The sequence below is a fragment of the Dehalobacter sp. 12DCB1 genome, assembly GCF_004343605.1.
Taxonomy (GTDB): domain Bacteria; phylum Bacillota; class Desulfitobacteriia; order Desulfitobacteriales; family Syntrophobotulaceae; genus Dehalobacter.
In genome coordinates, this window is sequence record NZ_POSF01000013.1 from 203035 (window position 1) to 228250 (window position 25216).

Below are 25216 nucleotides of genomic sequence, written 5' to 3' on the forward strand. Positions count from 1 at the left end.
TGGAGTTATGTTTATTCAAAGCTCGAACAGAATAACGATTATTCAAGTACGTCAAAAGGGACTGGATCATTGTTTTTTAAGTCTATATGCAATGTGCCGTCATAATCAAGAGACCCCAGTAAAACTTCTTGCGCCGAATTAACCTTTTGTTTCTTCAATTCATGAGTTAACCACTTTTCATCCCGATTCACAAGGCTGAGATGTTTTTTTAAGACTGTTCCGTCAATAATCAGGTTGGCAGCAATACCTTTAGCGGAAGTATTTATATTCATATCTTCAGGTGTTAAAGGCTGTTTTTGTGCTTTAAGTTGAATACTGACTTGGCCGCTTGTCTCAAGGATTGCGTTTTCTACATCGCTAATACTAAATGCACCTTTGTTCCTGCATTCCTCCATTACTTCATTGATATGAAATCTGGCTTTCTTTAGGTTTTGTTCGATCAATTTGCCATTCTGTATCAAAATCGTCGGTACTCCACATAAAAATTTTCTGGCCCGGATACTTCTCCGGGATACATAAGAAGACAGCAATACAAAGCTACCATAAATAAGAATTCCGAGTATTCCGTGTAAATAAGGAATTTCATTATCTATTGCTAAAGATGCAGCAATGGAACCAATAGAAATGCCTATTGTGTAATCAAAAAAGCTTAATTGAGAGAGTTGTTTTTTTCCCAATAAGTGAGTTAACAAAAATAAGATAATAACTGAAAGTATGCTTCTGAGCACAATATCTAGAATACCGATGATATTATCGTTCATGGTAATCACCCCTGTATAACTCGACCCAATTATTATGCGTATTATACATTCAAAGACAAAGAATTATACACCAAATGCCTTATCAATCCACCTTTTATTTTTTTCGCCTGTTGCTTCAAGAGTACAAACGGCGGTCGATCAAACCAGTCATCTGATTGCCGAATATAATGTAACCAATGATAAGACAGAACGTTTACAATGCTTTCAAGCTTCTTAAATTGCAAACCAGGAAAAAGGTAGTTTTACATATTCGTGACAATATCCCGACCCAAAAGCTCCGCTTATGTCTATCTGAACATCCTTTTGGCACGGTCATCCCGCCAGACCGGGGCTGAAACCCTCACACTCGTCTGGAGACCAAAATATTTTATAGCGTTATCTGTAAAATATCATTAGTTAAGAGAGTGTAACCAGAATGAATGTTAAATTATCTGCTCGGACACCCTCGTAAATCGCCACCGAGATTAACTTAATTAAAAACGGGACCGACAAAATCATGCTCCAGAACTGCGTTCAAATCAAGGCCTGCCTGACGGAGGCCAAGGCAGCGATTCCATATGGGAAGTGGGGAAAGTGGCTTGCCAGATTCGAATCCGGATTCGAATCTTAGTTTTTCCCAGGCGCGATTAGAACGAATTTGGATATTAAAACGGATAACCCGGCAATCAAATAAAAAAAAGAGGAAAATTCCTGCTTTAAAAACTGCAAACCCGCATGAATAGCGGGTTCCCGGACAAATTTTGGTGGAGATGATGGGATTCGAACCCACGACCTCTTACATGCGAAGCAAGCGCTCTCCCAGCTGAGCTACATCCCCACTGTTTTGAAACAAAAACAATTATTTAATTCACACGGGTATATTATACTGAATAATCCTAGTTTCCGCTAGAGTTAGCTGATAAAAATGATGATCCCGGACTATTTTTTGATAAACACCTGATTCTGATGGGGAATTGCAGATGTGATACACTGTATCCAACAGCGCTTAAAGGAAAAAAGCAGGTCTGTGTGGAATATATTACCTCATCATACTATAGCAGCACTATAGTATGATTGCTTTATTCCTTTACTATTCTATTACACTTGGAGGATAAAAACATGCGTGAACGTCAAGGCCCTTTGTTCATTCTGCTTACTTTGATCCTGACCTTTATCTTCTGGTCAGTCAGCGAACCATTAAAGGATGTTACCCCGATCAGACAATACTCCGAGATGGCTGCTTCACTCATGCTGGTCTGCTTTGCCTGGGTCAATTTTATTTCAACCCGTCATCCGCTGCTGGACTCCCTGTTCCATGGCCTGGATAAAAGCTACCTTTACCATAAAGTTTTAAGTATCATAAGTGTTCTTTTGATCTTTGTGCATCGGTTTACGCTTGATGCAGGCAAGGGCAATCATTACGGGGAAAACAGAGCTAATTTGGGACCGGGTCCACATGGTCTGAATGGGCCGCCACCAGGGGTAGAAAATGGGGCGGAGTTTTTTTCCGGGATCGCTAATTTGAGTATGCTGCTTTTTATCGTCTTAATTTTGCTTGCCCTCTTCATCTGGAAAATGAATTATGAAAAATGGAAGAACATCCACAAGCTCTTTTTCATTCCTTATATGATCGGAATTATTCATTATTACGGCAGCTCGGACTATGCCGTTACAGGCTTAAGCGCCCTGGGGCTGTGGCTGAATCTGGTCAATCTGGTCGGTCTGACTTCGGCAATCTACAGTATAGGATTCTATGAAAGAACAGCATTTCAGTCCCGCTATGTCGTAACGAACATCCGCACGGTCGCCAAAGATACCCTTGAAATCACCGGCAAAGTCTTTAATAAAGGAATCCGCTATAAAGAAGGACAATTTACTTTTATCAAGTTTACCGAGGAAGGCAAAAAATTTCCTTCTCATCCGTTCACGATAAGCCAGTCTTTCCGAAAGAATGAGATACAGTTTGCGATTAAGGCTTTGGGAGATCACACCTCTGCTTTACTGGAAAACGTTCAGGAGGGAGATACTTTTGCCGTAACCTCCCCCCATGGCCGCTTCGATTATAAGGCCGGATCAAACCGTCAGGTCTGGCTAGCGGGCGGAATCGGCATTACGCCATTTCGCAGCTTTTACCAGTCTGCGATCCCTCCGCAATATTCCATTGACCTGTTTTACTGTTATAACAACGAAGCCGAAGGACCCTATTTGGATGAAATAAAAAACCTTGCAGCCGGGAGCGATATTCGCGTGCATCTGCATGATCTCCAGACGAAAGGGTTCCTGGATGCCGAAGCTATTTGCGAAGCGGTGCCCAAGACCGAAACTGTTGATGTCTATTTCTGCGGCCCGGAACCGATGAGGATCAAACTGGAAAGAGAATTAAAGACCTGCGGCCTGCATATGGGACATTTTCACTACGAGTTTTTCCAGTTCAAATAGGCAAGGAGCAGCCGACGCCCAAGTGTTCCATCAAGCCGAAATACTTTTTCTTCCAGTTCACTTACCGGCATGACCTCCATCAGGGAATTGGTAAGGAAAACTTCATCAGCATTCAATAAGTCTTCAGGATAATAAACACCTTCACTGAACGGTATGGTCAGCTCGAGGGCTTTTTCTATCACGATCCTTCTTCTGATACCGGCCAGGCAGCCGCTTTCCAGAGAAGGCGTATAAAGATGCCCATTCTTTACAAAGAAAACATTGCTTCTAGTCCCCTCAATTATCTGGCCCCTGCTGTTCAACCAGATCCCTTCAAACGCACCGCCGCCCTGCACCGCGCGCAGGGCAGCGGCAGTATCCAGAAAATCTGCGGATTTAATGTAGTTGAGCGGTATAGGGTCAACCCGGTGTTCTGGCATAAACACAACCCGAACACCCTCTTCATATTGTTCACGAGTATAGGAAATCGCTCTAGTGCTGAAAAGCCACTGGTTATTATGATTATGATTATGGTTTTGGCTTTGATTGGAAATCAGACTCGGATCTTTCCTGATTTCTGCTCTCAAAGCAAAAGGCAGCTGCTCAATTTTAGTTTCTCTTAGGTAAGTTTCGATCTTGTTCAGCCATTCCTCATAAGCGGGAATGGTGATTCCAAGAAGCTTACCGCCCTTGCTCATCCTCTCCCAATGCAGTTCAGGCACGATAAGCCCGTCGGCAGTAACCTTTATCGTTTCAAAGACACCGACAGGCTCGATTTTATCGAAGCTTCTGTTTTTACTTTTCTGATTTCCCATCAAGCTTTACCCCCAAAACTTCCAGGAGTCTTCCTGCTTTATGGATCGTTTCTTCATATTCTTTTTGGGGGATCGAATCGGCAACAATCCCTCCACCGGTATGAAGATACGCCATTTTCTCTTTCAGCAGAATGGTCCGGATCACAATGTTCAGGTCCCAAGCCCCGTCGAAACCAATATAGCCGATGCTCCCGGTGTAAACACCCCTGTTGTACGGTTCAAGCTCATCGATAATTTCCATTGCTCTGATTTTGGGCGCGCCGGTAATCGAGCCGCCCGGAAAAATGGCTTTGATCAGTTCTTCCGGTTGTAAGGATTTCTTAAGTTTCCCAACAACTGTGGCAACGAGATGCCAGACAGTCGGGTATTTCTCCAGGGTCAGCAGTTCTGTGGTAAGCACCGATCCAAACTCACAGATCCTTCCAAGGTCATTGCGTTCGAGATCGATGATCATGGTAAGTTCAGCCCTGTCTTTCTCACTATTAACCAGCTTATCTGCAAGTTTCTGGTCTTCCTCCGGCGTTTTCCCCCTTGGCCGGGTTCCCTTGATTGGACGCGTTTCAATATTTCCGTCCGGTGTAATCTGAATAAACCGTTCCGGAGAGGATGACAGGATCTGAAAATCGGGATACGGCAAGAACGCAGCAAACGGAGCAGAATTCTTGCGATGAAGCTGTTCATACAAATCCCAGGGATCTCCTTCATACCTGACACTGAACATCTGACTCAGATTCGCCTGATAAATATCACCGGCATAAATGTAATCGATAACCTGCTGCAGATCCCTGTAATATTGTTCCCGGGAGACAGCTTTATGGATTTCGGCAAAGGAAATACCGGAAACAGCTAATTCATTCCCTGTGCAGGAACGCTCTGCTGAACCATTGGCCAAATATTGTTCCTCTACATAGTGCTGGAGAAGTTTCTCCAGTTTATCAAGTCTTTCCTGCGCAAGAGAGGCGTCGCAGCAGCCCTGATCCGTCATGCCGCAGGCTGTCAGACTGTAAGTTCCCGTTGCGTGTTCGTAGACAACAATCCCGTCATACCAGGCCAGCCGCCAGAGCGGCATCCCAAGGTCATCTTTAACCCGTATCGGCAATTCTTCAATCTCATTTTTCAGATCGTAGCTGAAGTATCCGATAGCCCCTCCGGCAAATGGAAAAGGTGCCGCGGAAGGAGCCTGATGTTTCAAGACATAATCGTTCAAAATTGTAAGGCTGTACTGCCCTGCGGAATAAGCGATCAGTTCCTCGTCTTTGCAGTTTTTTGCGATGCTATACTGATGTCTATAAGCACTGATCTTTATAAAAGGATCCGCCCCGAAATAAGAATACTTCCCAAGCTCGGTATAGCCGTCCCCGCTGTCCAAGAAGAAAGGATCTCTGGTATTTTTAAACACCTGAAGCAGCTCGAACGGCTTCAAATCTGTGATAAAAGGCCTAACCTGCCAGACATTCTGCTTGATTTCGCCTTCATCAGGCGCTCCGTGGGTTTCTGATATTTTTAATCCTGGTGTTTCCAATATCATTACTGATCCTGGTATTCCTGGCATTCCTGTTTTCTGAATTGTTTGTGGTATTACTGATGCTTTTAACGCTTGAATCATCTTTGATTCACCGTGTTCACTGAGCCACCTGCGGGCATCCTGTACTGCGTTCCGCAGCATCTGATGACCGTTTTCTGTAAGAATGGCCTCTGGATGGAACTGTACTCCTTCAATCGGCAAATAGCGGTGACGGATTCCCATCACCTGACCGTCTTCTGTTTCCGCGGAAATAATAAAGTCAGCAGGTATACTGTTTCTGCGCAGGGCCAGAGAATGGTAGCGGGTTACCGTAAACGGGCTGGCAATATCTCGGAATACGCCGGACCGGTCATGCGTGATGCTCGATACTTTGCCGTGGACCGGCGTCTTGGCCCGGACAACTTCAGCCTCAAAAACCTGCCCGATCGCCTGATGTCCAAGGCAAATGCCCAGCAGCGGGATTTTTCCCTGGAAATGCCGGATGACTTCCAGCGCAAAGATCGCTTCATTCGGTGAGCAGGGACCCGGAGAAATCACAATAAGCTCCGGTTCCAGCTGCTGGATCCAGGCAATCGTACACTCCTCAGGACGCCGAGCAAGTACTTCCTCCTCCAGTTCTCCGAAATACTGATACAGATTGTATGTGAATGAGTCATAATTATCCAAGATGAATATCACCTATAATTCTCCTTTGCTGATTGTCAATAAATAGTTAAATCATGCCGAAATAACACGTTATCCAGGTAGAGATAATATATCACAGATTCCGTGATTTTACAGCCTTGCTCCAAAAATTATCAACGCTAAGATGAGAAAAGACGTCTCATATATAACTGAGACGTCTCTCGACTATCTGAACAAATTTTGCTTAACTTACATTTAGAAAGGAAACATCGCATTTCCAGCCATATTTGCCAGTACTGACAGTGGTTCGGCATAGATACCGAGAACCAGCGTAAGGACCAGAATCAGCAGTAGGGTAACATTGGTTCCGACCGGAACCTTGATCGGTGTGCTGGATATAGGATCGTTCATATACATGGCTTTAACCACAAGCAAATAGTAATAGACGGAAACCATGCTCATGACCAGACCGAGAATGACAAGCCATAAATAGCCCTGGTTGACGATCGAAGAAAACAAATAAAGTTTGCCGACAAAACCGGCGAGAGGCGGTATCCCTGCCATCGACAGGAGACATACCGTCAGCACGGCGGCCATAAACGGTGAACGCTGGGCAAGCCCTGCATAATCTTTAATCTCTTCACTCCCCGTATTCTGGGAGAATGTGATGACAACCGCAAAAGCACCGATCGTCGCAAACACATACACCATCGAATAGAACGCAACTGCTTTGATCCCAGCGGAACTCATAGCGATAATCCCCGTGATAATATAGCCGGCCTGCGCGATACTTGAGTACGCAAGCATTCTCTTGATATTGGTCTGCGGAATGGCAGCAATGTTTCCGATCACCATCGTCATCGCAGCCATAATCGCCAGGATATACGTCCATTGTCCGCTGTAGCTTGGCAGTGCTTCAATCAGGATACGGGCCAACGCTGCAAAAGAAGCCGCTTTGGACCCGGTGGCGAGGAAGGTGGTGACAGGTGTCGGCGCACCTTCGTAGACATCGGGTGACCACATATGGAAAGGCACCAGCGAAACTTTAAAGCCAAGTCCTGACAGCAGGAAGATGATTCCGACGAGAATCGCCGGTGACAATCCATCCATCTGCTTAATGCTTTCAGCAATATCACGGATCACAAACGTACCAGTCATGCCATAGACCAGGCTTAAACCGTACAGCAGGATTCCGGAGGAGACCGCTCCAAGAATCAGGTATTTGACCCCGGCTTCAGAGGACTTCAGATCGGTCTTGTAGCCTGCCAGGATGTAGAATGAAATTGTCATGGTTTCCAGCGCGACATAAAGTGTCAGCAGGTCTCCGGCGGAAACCAGCACCATCATGCCCAGCGCAGCCACGAGCGTAATGACATAGAACTCATAGTTGCCGCCCATTTTTTTGACATAGACTGTCGAGGTCAGGATGACCAGAACGGCAGCTATCAGGAACAGCTGTTTAAAGAACACGGCAAAATCATCGACGATGAACATGCCGTCCATCACACTGGTATTCTGTCCATAGCTTCCGAAACTGTATACCAGGATCACCGCAAGTCCCACGGCAATGACGTAACCAAGCCTATGCCGTTTTTCTTTGGACAGGAACAAGCCGACAGCCAGGATCACCAGTCCAAGAAGTGCCGTTGCAATTTCAGTGGTAAATAAAGAAAAGTTTATATTCATTACAGGTTACCTCCTATCTGGGAGCTGGCCTCGACCAGTCTTTCAGCAATAGGCTCTATCCCTGAATTGACCATATCCATCAGCAAGGATGGGAATAAACCGAAGATGACGGTGAACGCGACCAGAACGATGACCGGAATCATATAGGAGCCTTTGATATCCATTTTCCCGTCCCATTCTGTCTTGCGTGGCCCAAACAGTACATTGGCTGCCATTCTGAGGACATAGACGGCTCCAATAATAATTCCCGTCAGGGCCAGAATCGCAGGAATCCTGATGGCAGGTTCGCTAAAAGCGCCCATAAATACGGTGAACTCAGGAACAAACGTGATTAAGCCCGGCAATCCGGCCGAAGCCATCGTCGCTACTAGGAACACACCGGCTAGACGCGGCATCTGATGTGCGACCCCTCCGAGATCAGGGATATGCCTGGTTTTCGTTTCAGCATAGATATAGCCGACGACCGAGAAGAACAGAGCCGCCATGACACCATGCGCAAACATATTGGCAACCGCACCGTTCAAACCAATTACATTAAGCGATGCGATACCGATCAGTACGAAACCCATATGGCTCACGCTGGAATATCCGACGACATATTTCATGTCTTTTTGGGCCAGGCTGATGAACGCCGCGTACAGCACGTTGCAGACAGCCAGGATCGCAATCAGCGGCGCCCAGAATTTAGCACCGAGCGGGAAGATAAAGATACCGATCCGGATAAGACCATAGCCGCCAATCTTTTTCAGAACACCGGCGTGAATCATGGAAACCGCAGTCGGCGCACCGGCATATCCGTCCGGTGACCAAGAGTGAAATGGAAACATGGAGATCAGGGACGTGAAGCCAAGCGCCATCAGGCCAAAGATCGCAATCTGAAGATTTTCGGAGAAGTTCAGTGTCGCGAGCTTTTCAATATCAAAGGTTGGCGTTCCGAGCATATTGCCGGCCAATACATACATCCAAATCAATCCGGCCAGAAGGAAGGCACTTCCGATCAGTAGATAGATCGTCAGTTTCATACCGGCGTATTCTTTGTTAACATCTTTTGTTTTGCTGCCGCTTCCCCAGATGATTACCATGATGTAAATTGGAATGACCACCACTTCATAGAACAAGAAGAAGATAAACAGGTCTCTGGCAATGAAAGTTCCCATAACCCCGGCAATCAGGATCAGCAGCAGGATATAGAACTCTTTGGCTCTTTTCTCGACACTCCAGGAACGGGAAAACACTGCTGAAAAACCAATAACGTTGGTCAGCAGCAGGAGCGGCAGGCTCAAGCCGTCAACCCCAAGCGAATAGACAACACCCAAATCCGTCACAAACGGAATATCTTCCGTAAAGGCGAACCCGCCGACAGCCAAGTTCTGCGTGTAATAAATATAATACACAAAAATGGACAGGGCAAGGGAAATAAACGTCGTGATGCCGGCAACGGCTTTGATCGCGCCGGATTTCTCTTTCGGTATAAAGACACTGATCAGCGCACCGATGATCGGTGCCAGTAAAATGGTGGTTAAGACAGGAAAATTCATTACTTGACACCTCCCAGCAGCCCGATATTCAGTTGACTTAAGTCTGCCGTCGTTAATAGCATAATCAGAACGATTACGCCGACAAAAAAGACCATGGCATAGTGTTGAAGCTGTCCTGTATTGACTCTGCGGGCAGCATCACCCGAATCCCGGGTAAGCTTCGCGAGACCGTTGACAATACCGTCGACCACAACCACATCAACCCACCACAAAATCCGGCCGAATGCATCAATGATGTGACGGATGATCCAGAGGTAAAATTCATCGATATAGTATTTGTTCAGCGAAAGCTTATACAGGAACGGGATCTTTTGGGCAACGGCTTCAGCTGAGAATGTCTTCTTCAGATAGAACAGCGCAGCCGTTCCAATTCCGATCAACGCCAAAGCTGTTGACAGGATGATCAGGAACCAGTTGGTTTCCACCTCATGGAAATGGCCCAATCGGATGAAGTAACCAAAAGCATGTCCTTCCCCAAGTCCCGGCCAGCCTACCCAGCCGCCGGCCAGCGAAAACACAGCAAGAATGATGAGCGGGATCGTCATGGTCTTCGGTGCTTCATGCGGATGCGCATCATGGCTTCTGAGTTCACCGTGGAAGCAGATGAAGAACATCCTGAACATATAAAATGCCGTCAGTAGGGCCGTCAACGCTGCCAGAATAAACAGGACCGTGTAGACGCCCTGGAATGGACCGGCAGCATGTCCCGATAACGATGAAGCAGCATAGGTGACTTCCAGGATCAGGTCCTTACTGAAGAAGCCGGCAAATGGAAAGATACCGGAAATGGCCAGGCAGCCAACCAGCATGGTCCAGTAAGTGACCGGCATGTATTTTTTCAAACCGCCGTATTTCGCAATGCTGGCTTCGTTGTGCATCGCATGAAGCACAGCGCCTGCGCAAAGGAAGAGCAGCGCTTTGAAGAAAGCGTGGGTGAACAAATGAAACATACTCGCGGTAAGGCTTCCTGCTCCAAGGGCCAGCATCATGTAGCCGAGCTGGGAAACCGTTGAGTAAGCCAGGATCTTTTTCATCTCGGTCTGCGTTAAGGCAATAGAGGCCGCAAAGATTGCGGTGAAACCGCCGATAATCGCTATAAAAACCATTGCCGAAGGAAGCGTAATGAACAGCGTAAGCGTTCTGCCAACCAGATAGACCCCTGCCACAACCATGGTAGCCGCATGGATCAGTGCACTGACCGGAGTAGGGCCTTCCATCGCGTCGGGAAGCCAGACATGGAATGGAAACTGACCGGATTTGGCCATGGGCCCAAGAAACAGCACGATCGCGATTGCGGTCAGCGCGCCGGCCGAAAGGGTCGTGTACTGCGCAAAATTCGGGATCATTTCAGCGAGTTCCTGCAGATCAAGGGTTCCGAAGTTCACTTGCAGAAGGATAATCCCCAGCAACAAGCCGAAGTCCCCTGCGCGGCAGGTAATAAAAGCTTTTTTCGCTGCTTCACGCGCTGAATTCTTCTCGTACCAGAAACCGATCAGCAGATAGGAACACAGGCCGACCAGTTCCCAGAAGACAAACATTTGCAGGAGGTTCGGCGCAATGACCAACCCCAGCATCGAGGCGGCAAAGAGTGAAAGGTAGGAATAAAAACGGGAAAATCCAGGATCTCCGTGCATATAGCCGAGAGAATAGATCTGGACCAAAGACGCGACCAACGTCACCACGAAAAGCATCATGGCCGAGGTAGGATCGATCTGTGTTCCTACGTCGATCGTGAGCCCATGCATACTGAACCAGGGAACAACGACTTTTAAAGGATGTTCTATTAAGAATTCGCCACGTTGAAGTACGCCTATCCCAATAGCAACCGACAGTACAAACGATACAAGGATGCCCAGAATGGAAATGAAGGCGCTCAGCTTTTGCGAGGTTTTCGTCACAAAAACGATCAGAGCAAAAGCCAACGCTGGCAACAGCGGAATCAACCAGGCGTTATTCAGAGCAAAATCAATCATTATAGTAATTTACACCTGCCTTTATCTTGAATTAAGACTACCATTTCATCGAATCGATATCATCCGCTTCAACTGACTTGTGCTGGCGGTAGACAGAAATAATCAAGGCCAAGCCTACGGATACTTCCGCTGCTGCCAAGGCGATCACAAAGAGCGCAAAGACGTGGCCGTGCAAAGCCGGTGCAGTGGTATATCTGTTAAATGCAACAAGATTGATGTTGACTGAACTCAGCATGATTTCCATTCCCATGAGGATCGCAATCAGGTTTCTTTTGGCCAGAACACTGAAAAGTCCGATGAAGAAAAGAGTTCCGCTAAGAATTAGAAAATGCGGCAATCCAATGTTGAATAGAAAATGGATGATACTACTCATGAGGACTTTTTCACCTCTTTCACGATAACAATCGCGCCGAGCATGGCCACCAGCAACAGTACTGCCGTCACTTCAAATGCAACGACGTATTTTGTCAGCATCAGATTAGCAATTTCCTTCGCTGTTGACTCCGGAGCTGTCATAGCCTTCAGCGGCCACTTCGTTGTCAGCACCATGACTGCATTCACAACAATCATGATCAGTGAGAGTAGCGCTCCCGGAACTAGGTTCCTAGAGAACAAGTTTGTCGATTTCATATCTCCGCGTATGGTAAACATGATCGCAAAGACAACAAATATCGTGATCGCCCCAGCATAAACCAGAACCTGGGTGGCAGCCAAAAAATCAGCATACAGCAGAACAAAAACCCCCGCAATACCTAAAAATGCTACCAGCATTAAAAGCGCACTGTGAAAGATATTTTTGCTGATGACCATCATAAGTGCCGAACCGAGGGTAACAATGGCAATTACGTAAAACATCACTGTAAAGCCCATCACGCTTCACTCCTTTCAGCCTGAACCGACTGAGGCTCACCTTTATAGAGGATTCTGTTAAGATCTTCCCGGAAGAAGACCGTCTGTTCAAAAGCTTGCGTATTGTACAAAGCATCTTGAGGACAGGCTTCAACACAAAACCCGCAGAAAATACAGCTTTCCATCAGCATACGATACTGAACCAGCTTTCTTTTGTTGTTCTCATCCTTATAGCTTTCAATCGAGATAATCCCGTTGGGACAAGCGTTGACGCAAAGTCCGCATGCCGTACATTTATCCGGGGTCAGTTCAAACCATCCCCGGGAGCGCTTTGGCAGGTTAGGCTTTTGCTCCGGGTACATCTCTGTGACTTTCTTTTTGAAAAAGTGTCTGATTGATATGCTTAAGCCTTTTAAAAGTCCTTGTCCGTACACGATTTCACCACCTTAACCTGCAATCATCCGGTAGACGTAAACGCCAATGCCGGTGATCACAATATTAAATAAAGTAAGCGGGATCAGGAATTTCCAGCTGATATGCATCAAATGCTCGACCTTTACCCTGACAAATGTCCATCTGACCCACATGAACAGGAAAATCATCAAGTAAATTTTAAGCATCATCCAGATGAATCCCGGTATGAAGGTCAAGCCAAACGGTGCATTCCAGCCGCCGAGGAACACAACCGCTGCAATCGCCGAGACCGCAACCAGATGGGTGTATTCAGCGACCATAAACAACGCATAGCGGATACCCGAATACTCAACGAAGTACCCCGCAACCAACTCCTGCTCCCCTTCCGCCAAGTCGAACGGTCCACGGTTTGTTTCCGCGATGGAACAAACAAAATAAGCGAAGAAGGCAAGAATCTGTGGAAAGACAAACCAGACATTTTTCTGGGCATCGACAATCTCGGTAAGGCTTAAGCTTCCTGTGATCATGACGATGCCGAGCAAAGAAAAGGCCAGCGGAATTTCATAGCTGATCATCTGGGCAGCCGTTCTCATGCCGCCGAGCAGCGCGTATTTATTATTGGAAGCAAAACCGGCCATGACAAAGGCAATCGTTCCTGTAGAACCGATCGCAATAAAGTACAATAGTCCGACATTTAAATCTTCCAGGATCATGCCTTTGCCAAGCGGAATAACGGCCCAGCCCATAATTGCCGTAAGGAATGCGCAGATACTGGCAATCTTAAATACCGGTCTGTCCACGTTTTCGGGAATAATATCCTCTTTCCCGAGCATTTTGACAATATCAACCGGGAACTGCAGAAAACCTGCAGGTCCAAGGCGATTGGGGCCGACGCGGTCAGCGTAGAAAGCAGCAAACTTACGTTCCAGCCAGACCAGAACAATCAGGTTCGTTAGCACAAAGATAATGACAATTAAAACCAGAATGGTTTTAATCAATATTTCAGCAGGCAATGCCGGTATTCCAATCCCAACAAGCCACTGTCTGAACATATCGACCCAAACAAGAAATAGTACCATATTTTCCTCCATCTTCTGAATTCTTGTTTCTGTCTGTTAGCGATCAATTTCTCCCAATACAATGTCTAAGGAAGCAAAGGCAACGACTGCATCCTGTAGATGCAAACCGACAGCCATTTCTTCAAAAATTGCCACATTCACAAAACAGGGAGAACAAATCCTTAAACGGTAAGGTTTGGCTGTACCGTCACTCACAATATGGAAACCAAGATGCCCTTTGGAATGCTCGATACGGTGATAGACTTCTCCGGCAGGAGGTTTAATTATTTTCGGGACCTTGGCCAAAACCGGACCTTCCGGAAGTTCTCTATAAGCCTGTTCCAAAATTTTGACGCTTTCAGCCATCTCGTCCATACGAACGATATAACGATCAAACGTGTCCCCAGTCTGACGAACCGGCACATTAAATTTGAAACGGTCATAGATTCCGTAGGGCTCATCCCGGCGCAGGTCATAATCAATGCCTGAAGCCCTGGCCGAAGGACCGGATATCCCGTAAATCAAAGCCTTTTCGCGGGAAAGCGGGGCAACCCCCTTTGTACGGGCCTGGAATATCTCATTGCCTGTTAAAATACCGTGGTACTCCTCTATGCATTTAGGCATGATATCGAGCAATTTGCGCAGAGCAGGCATAAATTCTTCGTTCAGATCAGCTGCAACGCCACCAAACCGCATATAATTCGGCATCATGCGGCTGCCGGCTGCCATTTCAAATAAATCTAGAATTGTGTCTCTCTCTCTAAACCCGTAGGTCCAAGGTGTAAAACCGGCCATGTCCAGCGCCATCGAGGAATAAAACACCAGGTGGCTGGCAATACGCTGAAGTTCCGCCATAATCACCCGGATATATTCAGCTCGTTCTGGAACCTGATTGGAAATACCCATCAATTTTTCCACCGCACGGACATAAGCCTCTTCATTCAACATGCCTGAAACATAGTCCAGCCGTCCGTTGTATGGAATAAACTGGGTATAGGTGCGGGACTCCGCTAATTTTTCAATGCCGCGGTGCAGATAACCGATATGGTTCACGCACTTGGTAATATATTCGCCCTGCATCGTGAACACGCCGCGATACACCCCGTGCGTACTGGGGTGCTGAGGACCAAAGTTTAAGTTCATCTCCTGAGTTCTTATGTCATTCATTCTTACACCTCAAATTCTGTTTCACATGTTGGTGTTTAATCAGCCTGCTGCGTAAAATCTTTGCGCAAAGGATGTCCGGTAAAATCCTCCGGCAGTAGAATCCTTCTGAGATCAGGATGACCGTCAAATAAAATCCCCATCAAATCGAAAGCTTCCCTTTCGTGCACCTGAGCCGCTTTCCAGACGGAACTGACCGACGGTACCCGACAAGCATTCTCTTTGCTTATTTCCACTTTAACAGTCAAATAGTGCTTATGCTCAATCGAAAACAGGTGATAGATCACAGTGAAGTTTTCTGGATAATCCACAGAGCTCAGATTCATTAGAACATCGAATTTGTACTGCGGATTTTCCCTAAGTTCCTGCATGGTTTCCACAAGCTTTAGGCGGGATACTTTTATGGAACCTTCCGTATTATCCTCAAAGACTTCCGCTTGAGCACCTATCTTCTCATTGAGTAAATTAACCAATGCTTGACGATCCATCTTCTTATCCATTCTGTATGATCCTCTCCTTGTTGTTCTCAGCAAACTTTCTGGGATTCGTCACTTTCTTCCGCAGCTCGAGAAGTCCGTGGAACAGTGCTTCGGGTCTTGGCGGACAGCCCGGTACGTAGACATCTACCGGCAAGAACGTATCGGCTCCTTTTACAACACTATAGGAGTCTTTGAACGGACCGCCGCTGATCGCGCAACTGCCCATTGCCAGCACGTATTTCGGTTCGGCCATTTGTTCATACAGTCGGGCAACAATCGGTTCCATTTTTTTCGTGACTGTTCCCGCGATAATCAGAAGGTCGCACTGACGCGGCGAAGGTCTGAATACTTCGGATCCGAAACGCGCGATGTCATAGCGGGCATCTCCGGCTGCCATCATTTCAAACGCACAGCAGGCTAGACCGAACGTCAACGGCCAGAACGAGCGGGAACGGCACCAGTTCAGCGCATCTTCAATCTTGCACATGATGATATTGTTTGGCATTTCATATTCCGGGACTTCAACTTTATAGTTTTTCTTGACTACATCCATTCAAGAGCACCTTCCTTCCAGGCATAGGCAAATCCAAGAATGAGAATTGCAATAAAGATCACCATCTCAATAATGGCAAACAAGCCTAGATTTTGAAACAACATCGCCCAAGGATAGAGAAAAATTGTTTCAACATCAAAGACTACGAAAATTAAGGCATACATAAAATAACTAATTTTAAAACGAATCCACGTATCCCCCTGGGTATCAAGACCACACTCGTAAGTCAACATTTTCGCCTTGGTTGGATTGTTTGGACAGAGCAGTCTCTGAACCACCAGCAGAATTACCGGAAATACAATTCCCCACGCTAAAATTACTGCGATTCCTGCGTAATTAATTAACATTGTCTACCTCCTCCTCTATATAAATTAAAATGAATTTAAATTCTCACCAGAGAATTATTGCAAGATACGTGCCAGAAGTCCCCAACACTTAACTTACAAAAATGAAGGCCCAAATACAGGCTTTTTCTCAAATTATCAAAGCGGAAAAAATAAAATATCATTCCGAGAAATTCATAAGTGTACGATTTATTTTCAATTTGATCAATTGAAACAAAAAAGAGATGGTAATCTCAGTCTTTATTATACCATCCCTCTCCTATGATCTCATTATCAACTATTAAGAATAATAAACCTTAGGTCTATTTTGTTTTCCAGAGTCCATGAACATTGCAGTATTCTCTGACTTCGAGAACGGCTGCGATATCTACTGGGAAAGAAGCCTCAGGTTTCTGGCCGGGTTTTAGCTCTGCACGACAGACTTTATCTGCAGTCAGAACTTCGATGAACTGAATAAAATGTTTTTCTTCCATGGGGTGTTCAATGCTTCCGACAGTGACTTTAATGCCCTTTTCTGTTACTTGAACTATCGGGAGGTGTTTTTCCAATCCCATATCTTCCGAACGTCCCTCGAGCTTTTCCATGGGCTGGCCGCAGCATACCAAGGCCGGAGCCCCTGTGTGAACAATCTCCACAACATTGCCACAGACGTTGCACTTATAGATCTCTCTTAAATTTGTCATAGGATACTTCCCTCCAATTTCTCTTTCATTTCTTCCAGTTGATCCTCTTCCGGAATGTATTGAATCCTGATATTTTCCAGGGTTTCAAAACCGCAGTCCTTCAGATACTGCTCGACTTGCCCGATACTCTGGCCGCTCCAGCCGTAAGAACCGAACGCCAATCCAATTCTGTCCTTCGGAGCCAGACCCTTAAGATAGGTTAAGAAACTAGCTACACTCGGCATCAGATTATTATTCAGGGTCGGTGAGCCGACGCAGATATATTTTGCTGTGATTATTTCAGTCATAATATCTGAAATATGGTTATTTTTTAGATCCATGAACCGGACGTTATAGCCCTTTTTCTCAAATACATCGCTGATGCTCTCCGCAATGATCTCCGTTGCGTTCCACATCGTGTCATAGACAATCACGGCCTTTTTTTCCGTGGCATTCGTGGACCATTTTTGATATTCGTTGAGAATTGCCGGGATGTTGGAGCGCCAAATCAGCCCATGGCTGGTCGCAATTACCTCAACATCCAGTCCACCTAAGGCTCCTAAAGCTTTTTGCACCTGACCGCCGTACGGCAGGACAATATTCGCGTAATATTTCCTGGCTTCTTCTAGGACGACCCCGAGCGGAAGTTCATCATCAAATCTCTCGGTTGAAGCAATATGCTGGCCGAAAGCATCATTCGAGAACAGAATTTTATCTTCCCCAAGGTAGGTCACCATATTATCCGGCCAGTGTACCATTGGGGTCTGGACGAAAGTTAGATTCCTCCTGCCGATATTCAGGACATCTCCTGATTTGACAATCTGATAGTTCCAGTCTTCCTTGAAATGTGCCTTGAGCCCTTTTTCCCCATTGGGGGACGTGACCAGGGTTGCCTTGGCGGCAATCTCCATAATTTCCGGCAAGCTCCCCGAATGATCCTGCTCGACATGATTGGAGATAACATAATCAATATCTGCCGGATCAATTACATCCGCAATCCGTTCCAGCATTTCGTCAAATAGGTAATGCTTTACCGTGTCAATTAATGTAATTTTCTCATCAATGATCAGATAGGCATTATATGTACTGCCCCTTTGGGTCAGATACCCATGAAAATTTCTGATGGTCCAGTCAATTCCGCCTACCCAGTAGACATTTTTCTTAATTTGAACCGCTTTGATAGAAATCACCTCATATCTTCGTCTTGATATTCTCTTCTGGAATTCACATTTATTGATTATTTTTTCTTAAAACTAGTTTATAATATTTCTATTATTTTTTCAATATTTTATTTATTAGGAATCATTGTAACATAGGGTTATTTTTAGTTATTAGGCAAATCATTCAAGTGAAAGAAGGAAATCATCACGCCCTTCAAGAATATATCTTCCAAATACGATAGGAAGACTCTATTTTTGCATGACAAAGGAGGATGAACACATGTCTTGTTTTAAGCTTATGGCTGTAGCTGTTAACCACAGAGCGAAAAATGCTGCCGAAGTACAGGGCGTCTTGACAAAATATGGTTGTTTGATCACCGTGAGACTAGGTCTTCATGAGGGCGGCAATGTATGTTCGGATTCAGGGCTAATCATTCTTCAGCTTTCCGGTACTTCCGAAGAAACAGAATCCTTCGCTGGAGATTTGAACTCGATCCCCGGTGTCAACGCCAAATTTATCGAGATCTGCACCGAGTAAGAAACCTACTTTTAATCTTTTATCATTTTTTACTTTTTTACAAATTATGCTAAATTATTTACACTTTTTGTAATAAGATAAAGATACGAATACTACGATAGAGTCGAAAAGGAGGTATCATTTATGTCGAAAACCCAAGTAAGTGAATTATTAAAAATTCTTGACAGAGAAATTATGACAAAAAAAATACTCTCCGAACTGAACAATTATATCAATTTGAAAGACTCAATCATTACAGTTATGAAACATTTAAAGCAGATCACCAATTGCGACGCTATCGGTATTCGCATATATAATGGAAAAGATTATCCCTTTTATGCCTGTGAAGGCCTGCCTGAGATGAAGCTTTCTGAAGAACCTCCCCTATGTTCCGTAAACCCTGAACTCAAAATCCTGAAGATTTCACAGGATGAATTCTGGTCCACAAAGTGTATTTGTATGGATGTCATCCACGGGAAAGCAGACAAAAACATTCCTTTTTTCACTTCTCAGGGAAGCTTTTGGGTCAATGATCTGCCTTCAGTCCTGAAGACGAAAGATAGAAATTGCATTGCAGCAGGTTTTAAATCTGTGGCTTTGATCCGTATCATGGCTAGGGATAACTGTATTGGTCTGATTCAGCTGCTCTGCAGATCAGCTCAGTTTCATCTTGATATGATCCTTTACCTCGAAATGGTAGGAACCTACATCGGTATGGCTATCAACAACAGTCTGAACTATACCCGTATGAAGGAAGCCTACGATTCTCTGAATCAGCTCATCCCAATATGTTCAAGCTGCAAAAAAATTAATACGGAAGAAGAGAATTGGATCACAATTGAAGAATACCTATTCCAGCAGACTGGCTCTGAATTCACCCACACTATTTGCCCTGAGTGCATTGAAAAATTGTATCCTGCGCTCTATCATAAACTCAAGGAAAAGGAAAATAAAGAAGAAGCGTTTAAAGCTGTGTAATTACAATACCATTATGAGGGTAAGTCTTGGGGCCACAATAGCCGCGTGCCACGGATAGCACAATACAAAAAGCCTCGCTTCGCATCGTGCTTCGCTCACAGCGGGACTGCGGCCTCAAACTGGTATCATAGGTTAACTTGAAAGCCAAATTGTCCAAAAAAGAAAGACATCATATGAAATGACATCTTTCTTTAGCCAAGCTTAGTTACTATATAATGTTTAGTAGTTCTGTGCAATCACTTCAAAGTACGCTTGTGGGTGGTCACAAACCGGGCAGGCCTCAGGCGCTTCAGTCCCTACATGAGTATGTCCGCAATTACGGCATTTCCACGTCGTATTTTGTTTTTTCGCAAATACTTCCTTGTTCTGCAGATTCAGCAATAGCTGCTTGTATCTTTCCTCATGTTCTCTTTCTATTTTTCCAACGCCGTCGAATAATGCGGCAATGTCATCAAATCCTTCTTCTCTGGCCTCTTGCGCCATTCTGGCGTACATGCTGGTCCATTCTTCTCTTTCCCCTGCGGCAGCTGCAACAAGATTCTCTGTCGTGCAGCCAATCCCCTGGAGCTTCTTAAACCAAATCTTGGCATGTTCTTTTTCATTTTCTGCTGTTTCTAAGAAAATGGCGGCAATCTGCTCGTAGCCCTCTTTTTTAGCGGCAGATGCGAAATAGGTATATTTGTTTCTCGCCTGTGATTCTCCGGCAAAAGCCTCCATTAAGTTCTTTTCTGTCTTTGAACCTTTTAAATCTTTCATCTCATAACTCCTCTCTGATTAGACTGGCCCTTGTAATTGGTCAACTCTAAAATGCATGTAAAACATCAGAAAGTATTCCATATGAATTGATCTTATATTTTGAGGACCTAAAAAGATTTTAAACGATCCGATATGATTATGCAACAGTTATTTATAATAATTACAATTATTAACTTAGTATAGTTATTTATATTACATAATTTCTTAACACACCGATCTTCTCAATATCAGCTTCTACCCTATCTCCAGGATTCATTGCTCCAATTCCGCCAGGTGTTCCGGTCAAAATAACGTCACCGGGCAGCAAAGTCATGATTGCCGACAGATATTCCACAAGCTCAAAGCATCTGAAAACCAGATTCTTTGTGTTGGATTTCTGGCGTACTTCTCCGTTCAGGGTAAGCTTGACGGCCAAGTTGTCAGGATCGGCAACATCGGTCTCAATCCACGGTCCCAGCGGACAAAATGTATCAAAATCTTTTGCTCTTGACCATTGACCGTCTTTATGCTGAAGATCCCTGGCAGTCACATCGTTCCCGACCGTATAACCAAAGATATATTCAACGGCTTTGCTTTGCGCCACATTTTTTGCTTTTTTGCCAATTACGATTGCCAGCTCCGCTTCATAATGCAGGTTTTGAGTTTGAGGCGGATAGACAATATTCTCTTCAGGCCCGATTACACTCGTAGAAGGCTTAAGAAACAGCAAAGGTTCCGCAGGAATGGGCTTGCCAAATTCAATCGCATGATCCCGGTAATTCAATCCGATACATAATACCTTGGACGGTTCAACAGGTGCCAGAAGCTGCACATCTTCCAGCGAACATATCTGGTCCGTTACCTCATAAACTCCAAAAATATCCCCTTTGACATAGCGGATCATCTGACCTGTCAATACGCCGTACCTGACCTGGTTTTCCGCATCCTTGAATCTAAGAAATCTCATGCGTCTTTACTCCCTCTATGATTGTGTTAACCCATAACATACCGGTAAATAAAAAAATAATGCACAATACTCCCTGCTAAGATAAAAAGATGAAATATTTCATGGAACCCAAACTTCCCCAACCTGATCCACTGAGGTTTCACAGCATAAAAGACCGATCCTACAGAATATAACAGTCCTCCTAAGATTAGAAGGAATAAGCCCTGGCCAGGAATAGCCAGAGAAATTGGGTAAATAAAAAATACGGCAATCCAGCCCAGAAGCAAATAGAAAGCGGTATATAACCAGCGAGGAGCATTGAACCAGACAAGCTTCAGGACGATCCCTAAAACGGCCAGCGTCCAGATCCCGATCAGCAAGCCCATTCCCAGCGCACCCTGCAATGTGATCAGACAAATCGGCGTATATGTACCCGCGATCAGAACATAGATCATACAATGATCGATTTTTCGCAGCGTACGAATAACCTGTGCACTGGACACCACCCAATGATAGATCATCGAAGCAGAATAGAGCAGAATAAGACTCCCCCCAAAGACCAGGGCAGAACCTAAATAGGCCGTACTGTCATGTTCCAGCGACCGCAGCAGAAGCAGAACCAGCCCGGAGAGCGAAAGTACAGCCCCGAGCATATGGGACATTGAATTGACCGGTTCCCGAATTCTTAAAGACATTTCTTACACTCCCACTGAAGATTTACTCTGGCATAGAATGTTAAAAACTGTGTAGATAAAAAATGAGGCGGGAAACCCGCCTCATTTTTTATTTTTGCAGTGACTTTGGTGTCTTTGGCTGATAAGCCCAATAACCACAGGCAAACACAGAACTTGCAGTAGCGAGAAGTACAAGCATGGACGCCATCAGTGTGTAGAGAATTTTTTTCATGTTGTTATCCCCCTTTTTTTATTAAATACAGGCAGAAGGGTCATCGTCTGGAAAACGATCCCCAATACTGCACTGGTATTTACCAGGAAGTTATTACTGACTGATACTACACCAATCGTCACAATGACAAAACCTATGGAAATAATTTTAAGTTTTCTTCTGAAATTTCGAGAGTGAATAGGTTTGGCCTCACAGTCTACCGGAGCAAGAATAGCAACAAGGGCTAAAGAAAACAGTAAAACGGCCAGGAGAAAACCAGAGCTCTGGAAACCGTAGTTAACAATTTCCTTGGCAATAACACCAAGAATAGAATAAATGACCGCCCCAAAAGCCAGGCACTTTAGCGGAGTATCAAAATGAGCCCCACCGGATACTCTCCGTAGAAATCCCCCGAAAACAGCAGCGATGACCGTGGGTACCAAGGCTTTAAAAAGAAAGGCCATTCCCATTATTGCCAAAAAACCCAACACTGTTAAAACAAGTGACTCAATACCATAAGCAATGATCTCTTTTTTATCGTCATCAAAATCTAATTCAGCTGTCAGATTACGGGAAATACGCTCACTGATTTGAGAGAGATCCATTTTCTTACCTACTTACCTTTTAACATTTTTTTTATTTTCAAAATGATTAAACTTACTATGAATAAAACAAAGACTTGAGGTAAAGTAATAAGTATCCTTAATCCAACATCTGTGTTTAGCATCTCAGCTGAGACGTGAAATAATGGCATTAATAAAGATAAACAAACTGTCTCACCAATAATTAAGGCTAAAAAGCTAAGAAGGCTTGCTACCAACGCAGCATAAAAATTACTCTTACCCCAAAAAAACAAAAGAACAAATAAAAAAACCAACATAATCACAGTGTGTAAACCAAACAGAATTGGAAAAACCCGAAGTAAATAAGAGGTCAAAGCTAAAATTATCCCCATGGAAATAATTCTTTTCCTAACAAAAGGCATGCCCGCAATAACATAGGCTAAAGTAACAACAGCGATCTGTTCCGGTATTCCTTGCAAAATGAGTGCTATTATTGGAATTTTCATTGATTTCCTCCTTTGGCACTATATGTATCTAGATTCTACAGTTTTGGTATTTTTCCTTTAATAATCTCAAAAATATTTCATAAGTCCTATAGCTTTTTTGTAGTCCCACAATTCAATGTTAGATCTGCTCATACTCATTATTACTATAATTATTAAGCGGGAAAGTAATAAAAAATGTGGTCCCCTCCCCTCCTGTCAGAAATTCAAGCCTGGCTTGGTGTCTGCGCACAATACCCAAAGAAATCGCAAGGCCTAAGCCTGTCCCATTCTCTTTCGTCGTAACAAACGGTGTACCCAGGGTATCCTGAACACTCTGGGGAATCCCTTTGCCATGGTCTTGGATTGCCAGAACCACCCCTTCCTGAACCTGGTACGTTTTGATGTAGACCTTTCCCTTCGCGGCAGTCTCTTCCAGAGCGTTTCGGACTAAGTTAAGGATAAGCTGTTTAATCTCTGACTCATTGAGATCAATGCTTGGAATATCGTTTAATTCCAAGAGCAGCTCTTTGCCTGAACTATTCGCATCAGCCTGCAGCATCGGATACAACCGGTTAATAATGTTGTTGATATTCTCCTCTTTCACACAATCCGCACTTACCTTGGCCACCGACAGGAAATCCGTAAGAATCTCATTGGCTCTGTCAATCTCCGTGATCATCAGATCCATGTATTCTGTCTTAAGTTCCGAATCAGACTGGCTCTCCAGCAGTTGCAGAAAGCCCCGGACCGTACTCAGCGGATTTCTGACCTCATGACTGATCCCGGCTGCCATCTGTCCGATCAGATTGAGACGTTCCAAACGCTGCATTTCTATGTCCCTTTGTTTCAGCTCAGTGATATTCCTGACAAAAACTGTGAGGCCTTGTTTAAACGGGTAGGCATGGTACTGGAAATATTTACTTTCCTGAGAGATATATTCCTCCCAATGCATGGAGATATTCTCGTCTAAAGCCCGTTTCAGATTGACACGCGTTGCAGAGTCGGCTAATAACCTGTAGACATCCCAAATATTTCTTTCAATCAGGTCTTCACGATCATATCCCAGGTATTTCTTCATCTCTTTATTGACATAGGTAAAGCACCACTCCTTGTCCAACGCGAAGAATCCGTCACCAATACCTTCCATGATGGTCAGGAGCTTGTCATTGGAGCTTTCCAATTCAATATTCAATTGATACAGGCTTTCCAAGTGATTTCTGATCTCTTCAAATACGGGTTGAAGTTCCGGCAACCTTTCAAGGTCCTCCGAGTTTTCCAGACTGTTGCTTTTAATTGTATGGGCAAATGACTCTAATGAAGCTTTGATTCTGACAATATTCTTTTTAATAATGGCCAGCACAATGATCCAGAGAATAATGCTTGGGACCAGCACTCTAGCATATTTGAACGATGACAGATAAAAGATATTATCGGTCCCTACTTCGGCCCAGGTGTAACCAATCACTGTATTCTGGTAATACAGCGGTACAGCAACCGCAATAATACCCTGGCCGTTCCAGTCAATAACGCCCGTTTCATTGATAAATTTCGCATTCCCGGATTGAAAAAGCCGGAAGAACTCGGCATTAAGCTGATCCTTAACAACGGATTCCGCACTAGGTGCAAAAATAATATTCTGATCTATTTCCTTGTCAAAATAGCCCATGCGAATATTGGAGTACTTTGCGGAAAGGTTGGCAACATCCTGGCCGAGCAACGCATTCATTTCTGTTATCTTTTCTTCGTTAGAAAGATTGCGATCATCTTTGTAAAGCTTGATGTCCGTATAATGCGCTTGAATCTGATTTTCTAAAACTGACGCTGCACTCATCAGTTCAAACTCTTTCTTTAATACTTCTTCATCCCAATAAATATTTGCGATAAAAAAATATAAAATGACCATGATACCGAACATAAGCAAAGTTATCTTAATCATCGTCGACTGAATAATTGACTTACTGAATCCCATTCTTCTACCTCTTTCCACAAATGCCAATAACGTTCCAAAATATGCTCACTTGTGTAAACAGCTATTTATATATTACTTGTTTATATTACTTTCCATTATTTCAGAACTTTGGCATTAATTCAATAAGTTTCTTAAG

Annotated in this window: 27 protein-coding genes and 1 tRNA gene; 4 read left to right on the forward strand and 24 right to left on the reverse strand. The window is 44.5% G+C overall.

What is annotated here, in order from left to right; all coding sequences use genetic code 11:
• Window positions 1-38: 38 nt before the first annotated feature.
• A complete protein-coding gene (locus tag C1I38_RS06300) occupies window positions 39-761 on the reverse strand; it encodes a DUF421 domain-containing protein (protein ID WP_026156605.1) in 723 nt (240 codons plus the stop codon).
• Between the two features lie 496 nt (window positions 762-1257).
• On the opposite strand from C1I38_RS06300, the gene C1I38_RS14265 reads away from it, so the two are divergent.
• The gene (locus C1I38_RS14265; RefSeq protein ID WP_243103597.1) at window positions 1258-1371 is read left to right on the forward strand and encodes a DUF3102 domain-containing protein; all 114 of its coding nucleotides are present in this window, start codon (window positions 1258-1260) and stop codon (window positions 1369-1371) included.
• Between the two features lie 131 nt (window positions 1372-1502).
• On the opposite strand, the gene C1I38_RS06310 is transcribed toward C1I38_RS14265, so the two are convergent.
• Window positions 1503-1578, reverse strand: a tRNA-Ala gene (locus C1I38_RS06310).
• Window positions 1579-1859: 281 nt separating this feature from the next.
• Here C1I38_RS06310 and C1I38_RS06315 point away from each other — a divergent pair.
• Window positions 1860-3179 carry a ferric reductase-like transmembrane domain-containing protein gene (locus tag C1I38_RS06315; protein WP_119774398.1) on the forward strand — a complete coding sequence of 440 codons (1320 nt, stop codon included), beginning with the start codon at window positions 1860-1862 and terminating at the stop codon, window positions 3177-3179.
• Here C1I38_RS06315 and C1I38_RS06320 read toward each other — a convergent pair.
• The 15 genes from C1I38_RS06320 to C1I38_RS06390 all read right to left on the reverse strand — a co-directional run bounded on the left by C1I38_RS06320 (window position 3155) and on the right by C1I38_RS06390 (window position 18032).
• A complete protein-coding gene (locus C1I38_RS06320) occupies window positions 3155-3973 on the reverse strand; it encodes an aminotransferase class IV (RefSeq protein WP_119774399.1) in 819 nt (272 codons plus the stop codon). The two genes, C1I38_RS06315 and C1I38_RS06320, sit on opposite strands and share 25 nt — an antisense overlap.
• Window positions 3954-6176 carry an aminodeoxychorismate synthase component I gene (gene pabB, locus C1I38_RS06325; protein WP_119774400.1) on the reverse strand — a complete coding sequence of 741 codons (2223 nt, stop codon included), beginning with the start codon at window positions 6174-6176 and terminating at the stop codon, window positions 3954-3956. The genes C1I38_RS06320 and pabB overlap by 20 nt, the downstream gene beginning before the upstream one ends.
• Window positions 6177-6377: 201 nt before the next feature.
• On the reverse strand, window positions 6378-7808 hold the full coding sequence (locus tag C1I38_RS06330) for an NADH-quinone oxidoreductase subunit N (protein ID WP_119774401.1): 1431 nt from the start codon (window positions 7806-7808) through the stop codon (window positions 6378-6380).
• Window positions 7808-9346 (reverse strand): NADH-quinone oxidoreductase subunit M, encoded by a 1539-nt coding sequence (locus C1I38_RS06335; protein WP_119774403.1) that lies wholly within the window; start codon window positions 9344-9346, stop codon window positions 7808-7810. Before C1I38_RS06335 ends, C1I38_RS06330 begins: the two co-directional genes overlap by 1 nt.
• The gene (nuoL, locus tag C1I38_RS06340; RefSeq protein ID WP_119774404.1) at window positions 9346-11319 is read right to left on the reverse strand and encodes an NADH-quinone oxidoreductase subunit L; all 1974 of its coding nucleotides are present in this window, start codon (window positions 11317-11319) and stop codon (window positions 9346-9348) included. Before nuoL ends, C1I38_RS06335 begins: the two co-directional genes overlap by 1 nt.
• 37 nt (window positions 11320-11356) lie before the next feature.
• Window positions 11357-11692, reverse strand: coding sequence for an NADH-quinone oxidoreductase subunit NuoK (gene nuoK / locus C1I38_RS06345; RefSeq protein WP_119774406.1), 336 nt, complete (start codon window positions 11690-11692; stop codon window positions 11357-11359).
• Window positions 11689-12189, reverse strand: a complete 501-nt coding sequence (locus C1I38_RS06350) for an NADH-quinone oxidoreductase subunit J (protein WP_119774408.1) — start codon at window positions 12187-12189, stop codon at window positions 11689-11691. The genes nuoK and C1I38_RS06350 overlap by 4 nt, the downstream gene beginning before the upstream one ends.
• Complete coding sequence (locus tag C1I38_RS06355) at window positions 12189-12602, reverse strand: NADH-quinone oxidoreductase subunit I (protein WP_119774410.1); 414 nt, start codon at window positions 12600-12602, stop codon at window positions 12189-12191. Before C1I38_RS06355 ends, C1I38_RS06350 begins: the two co-directional genes overlap by 1 nt.
• Before the next feature lie 12 nt (window positions 12603-12614).
• Window positions 12615-13661, reverse strand: coding sequence for an NADH-quinone oxidoreductase subunit NuoH (gene nuoH, locus C1I38_RS06360; RefSeq protein WP_119774412.1), 1047 nt, complete (start codon window positions 13659-13661; stop codon window positions 12615-12617).
• A gap of 36 nt (window positions 13662-13697) precedes the next feature.
• Complete coding sequence (locus tag C1I38_RS06365; RefSeq protein WP_119774414.1) at window positions 13698-14807, reverse strand: NADH-quinone oxidoreductase subunit D; 1110 nt, start codon at window positions 14805-14807, stop codon at window positions 13698-13700.
• Window positions 14808-14842: 35 nt separating this feature from the next.
• Complete coding sequence (locus C1I38_RS06370) at window positions 14843-15304, reverse strand: NADH-quinone oxidoreductase subunit C (RefSeq protein ID WP_119774416.1); 462 nt, start codon at window positions 15302-15304, stop codon at window positions 14843-14845.
• Entirely contained in the window at window positions 15297-15836 is a 540-nt protein-coding gene (locus tag C1I38_RS06375; RefSeq protein ID WP_119774418.1) for an NADH-quinone oxidoreductase subunit B, read from the reverse strand. The genes C1I38_RS06370 and C1I38_RS06375 overlap by 8 nt, the downstream gene beginning before the upstream one ends.
• Entirely contained in the window at window positions 15827-16183 is a 357-nt protein-coding gene (locus C1I38_RS06380; RefSeq protein ID WP_119774420.1) for an NADH-quinone oxidoreductase subunit A, read from the reverse strand. Before C1I38_RS06380 ends, C1I38_RS06375 begins: the two co-directional genes overlap by 10 nt.
• 299 nt (window positions 16184-16482) lie before the next feature.
• Window positions 16483-16863, reverse strand: a complete 381-nt coding sequence (locus tag C1I38_RS06385) for a desulfoferrodoxin (RefSeq protein ID WP_119774422.1) — start codon at window positions 16861-16863, stop codon at window positions 16483-16485.
• Complete coding sequence (locus C1I38_RS06390) at window positions 16860-18032, reverse strand: FprA family A-type flavoprotein (RefSeq protein WP_119774424.1); 1173 nt, start codon at window positions 18030-18032, stop codon at window positions 16860-16862. Before C1I38_RS06390 ends, C1I38_RS06385 begins: the two co-directional genes overlap by 4 nt.
• 250 nt (window positions 18033-18282) lie before the next feature.
• On the opposite strand from C1I38_RS06390, the gene C1I38_RS06395 reads away from it, so the two are divergent.
• Together C1I38_RS06395 and C1I38_RS06400 are read left to right on the forward strand one after the other, a co-directional pair.
• Window positions 18283-18540, forward strand: coding sequence for a hypothetical protein (locus C1I38_RS06395; protein ID WP_015044342.1), 258 nt, complete (start codon window positions 18283-18285; stop codon window positions 18538-18540).
• 123 nt (window positions 18541-18663) lie between these two features.
• A complete protein-coding gene (locus C1I38_RS06400) occupies window positions 18664-19497 on the forward strand; it encodes a GAF domain-containing protein (RefSeq protein ID WP_119774426.1) in 834 nt (277 codons plus the stop codon).
• 219 nt (window positions 19498-19716) lie between these two features.
• Here C1I38_RS06400 and rbr read toward each other — a convergent pair whose 3' ends face one another.
• From rbr to C1I38_RS06435, 7 genes are all read right to left on the reverse strand, one after another.
• Window positions 19717-20253: a rubrerythrin gene (rbr, locus tag C1I38_RS06405; RefSeq protein ID WP_119774427.1), complete on the reverse strand. Its 537-nt coding sequence runs from the start codon at window positions 20251-20253 to the stop codon at window positions 19717-19719.
• Between the two features lie 187 nt (window positions 20254-20440).
• On the reverse strand, window positions 20441-21199 hold the full coding sequence (locus C1I38_RS06410; protein WP_119774429.1) for a fumarylacetoacetate hydrolase family protein: 759 nt from the start codon (window positions 21197-21199) through the stop codon (window positions 20441-20443).
• Window positions 21200-21225: 26 nt separating this feature from the next.
• Window positions 21226-21873, reverse strand: coding sequence for a hemolysin III family protein (locus C1I38_RS06415; RefSeq protein ID WP_119774431.1), 648 nt, complete (start codon window positions 21871-21873; stop codon window positions 21226-21228).
• 88 nt (window positions 21874-21961) lie between these two features.
• Entirely contained in the window at window positions 21962-22084 is a 123-nt protein-coding gene (locus C1I38_RS06420) for a cyclic lactone autoinducer peptide (RefSeq protein WP_019225107.1), read from the reverse strand.
• Window positions 22081-22668 carry an accessory gene regulator B family protein gene (locus C1I38_RS06425; protein WP_119774433.1) on the reverse strand — a complete coding sequence of 196 codons (588 nt, stop codon included), beginning with the start codon at window positions 22666-22668 and terminating at the stop codon, window positions 22081-22083. The genes C1I38_RS06420 and C1I38_RS06425 overlap by 4 nt, the downstream gene beginning before the upstream one ends.
• A gap of 8 nt (window positions 22669-22676) precedes the next feature.
• Window positions 22677-23132: a hypothetical protein gene (locus C1I38_RS06430; protein ID WP_119774434.1), complete on the reverse strand. Its 456-nt coding sequence runs from the start codon at window positions 23130-23132 to the stop codon at window positions 22677-22679.
• Between the two features lie 118 nt (window positions 23133-23250).
• The gene (locus tag C1I38_RS06435; RefSeq protein WP_132102109.1) at window positions 23251-25080 is read right to left on the reverse strand and encodes an ATP-binding protein; all 1830 of its coding nucleotides are present in this window, start codon (window positions 25078-25080) and stop codon (window positions 23251-23253) included.
• Window positions 25081-25216 lie beyond the last annotated feature (136 nt).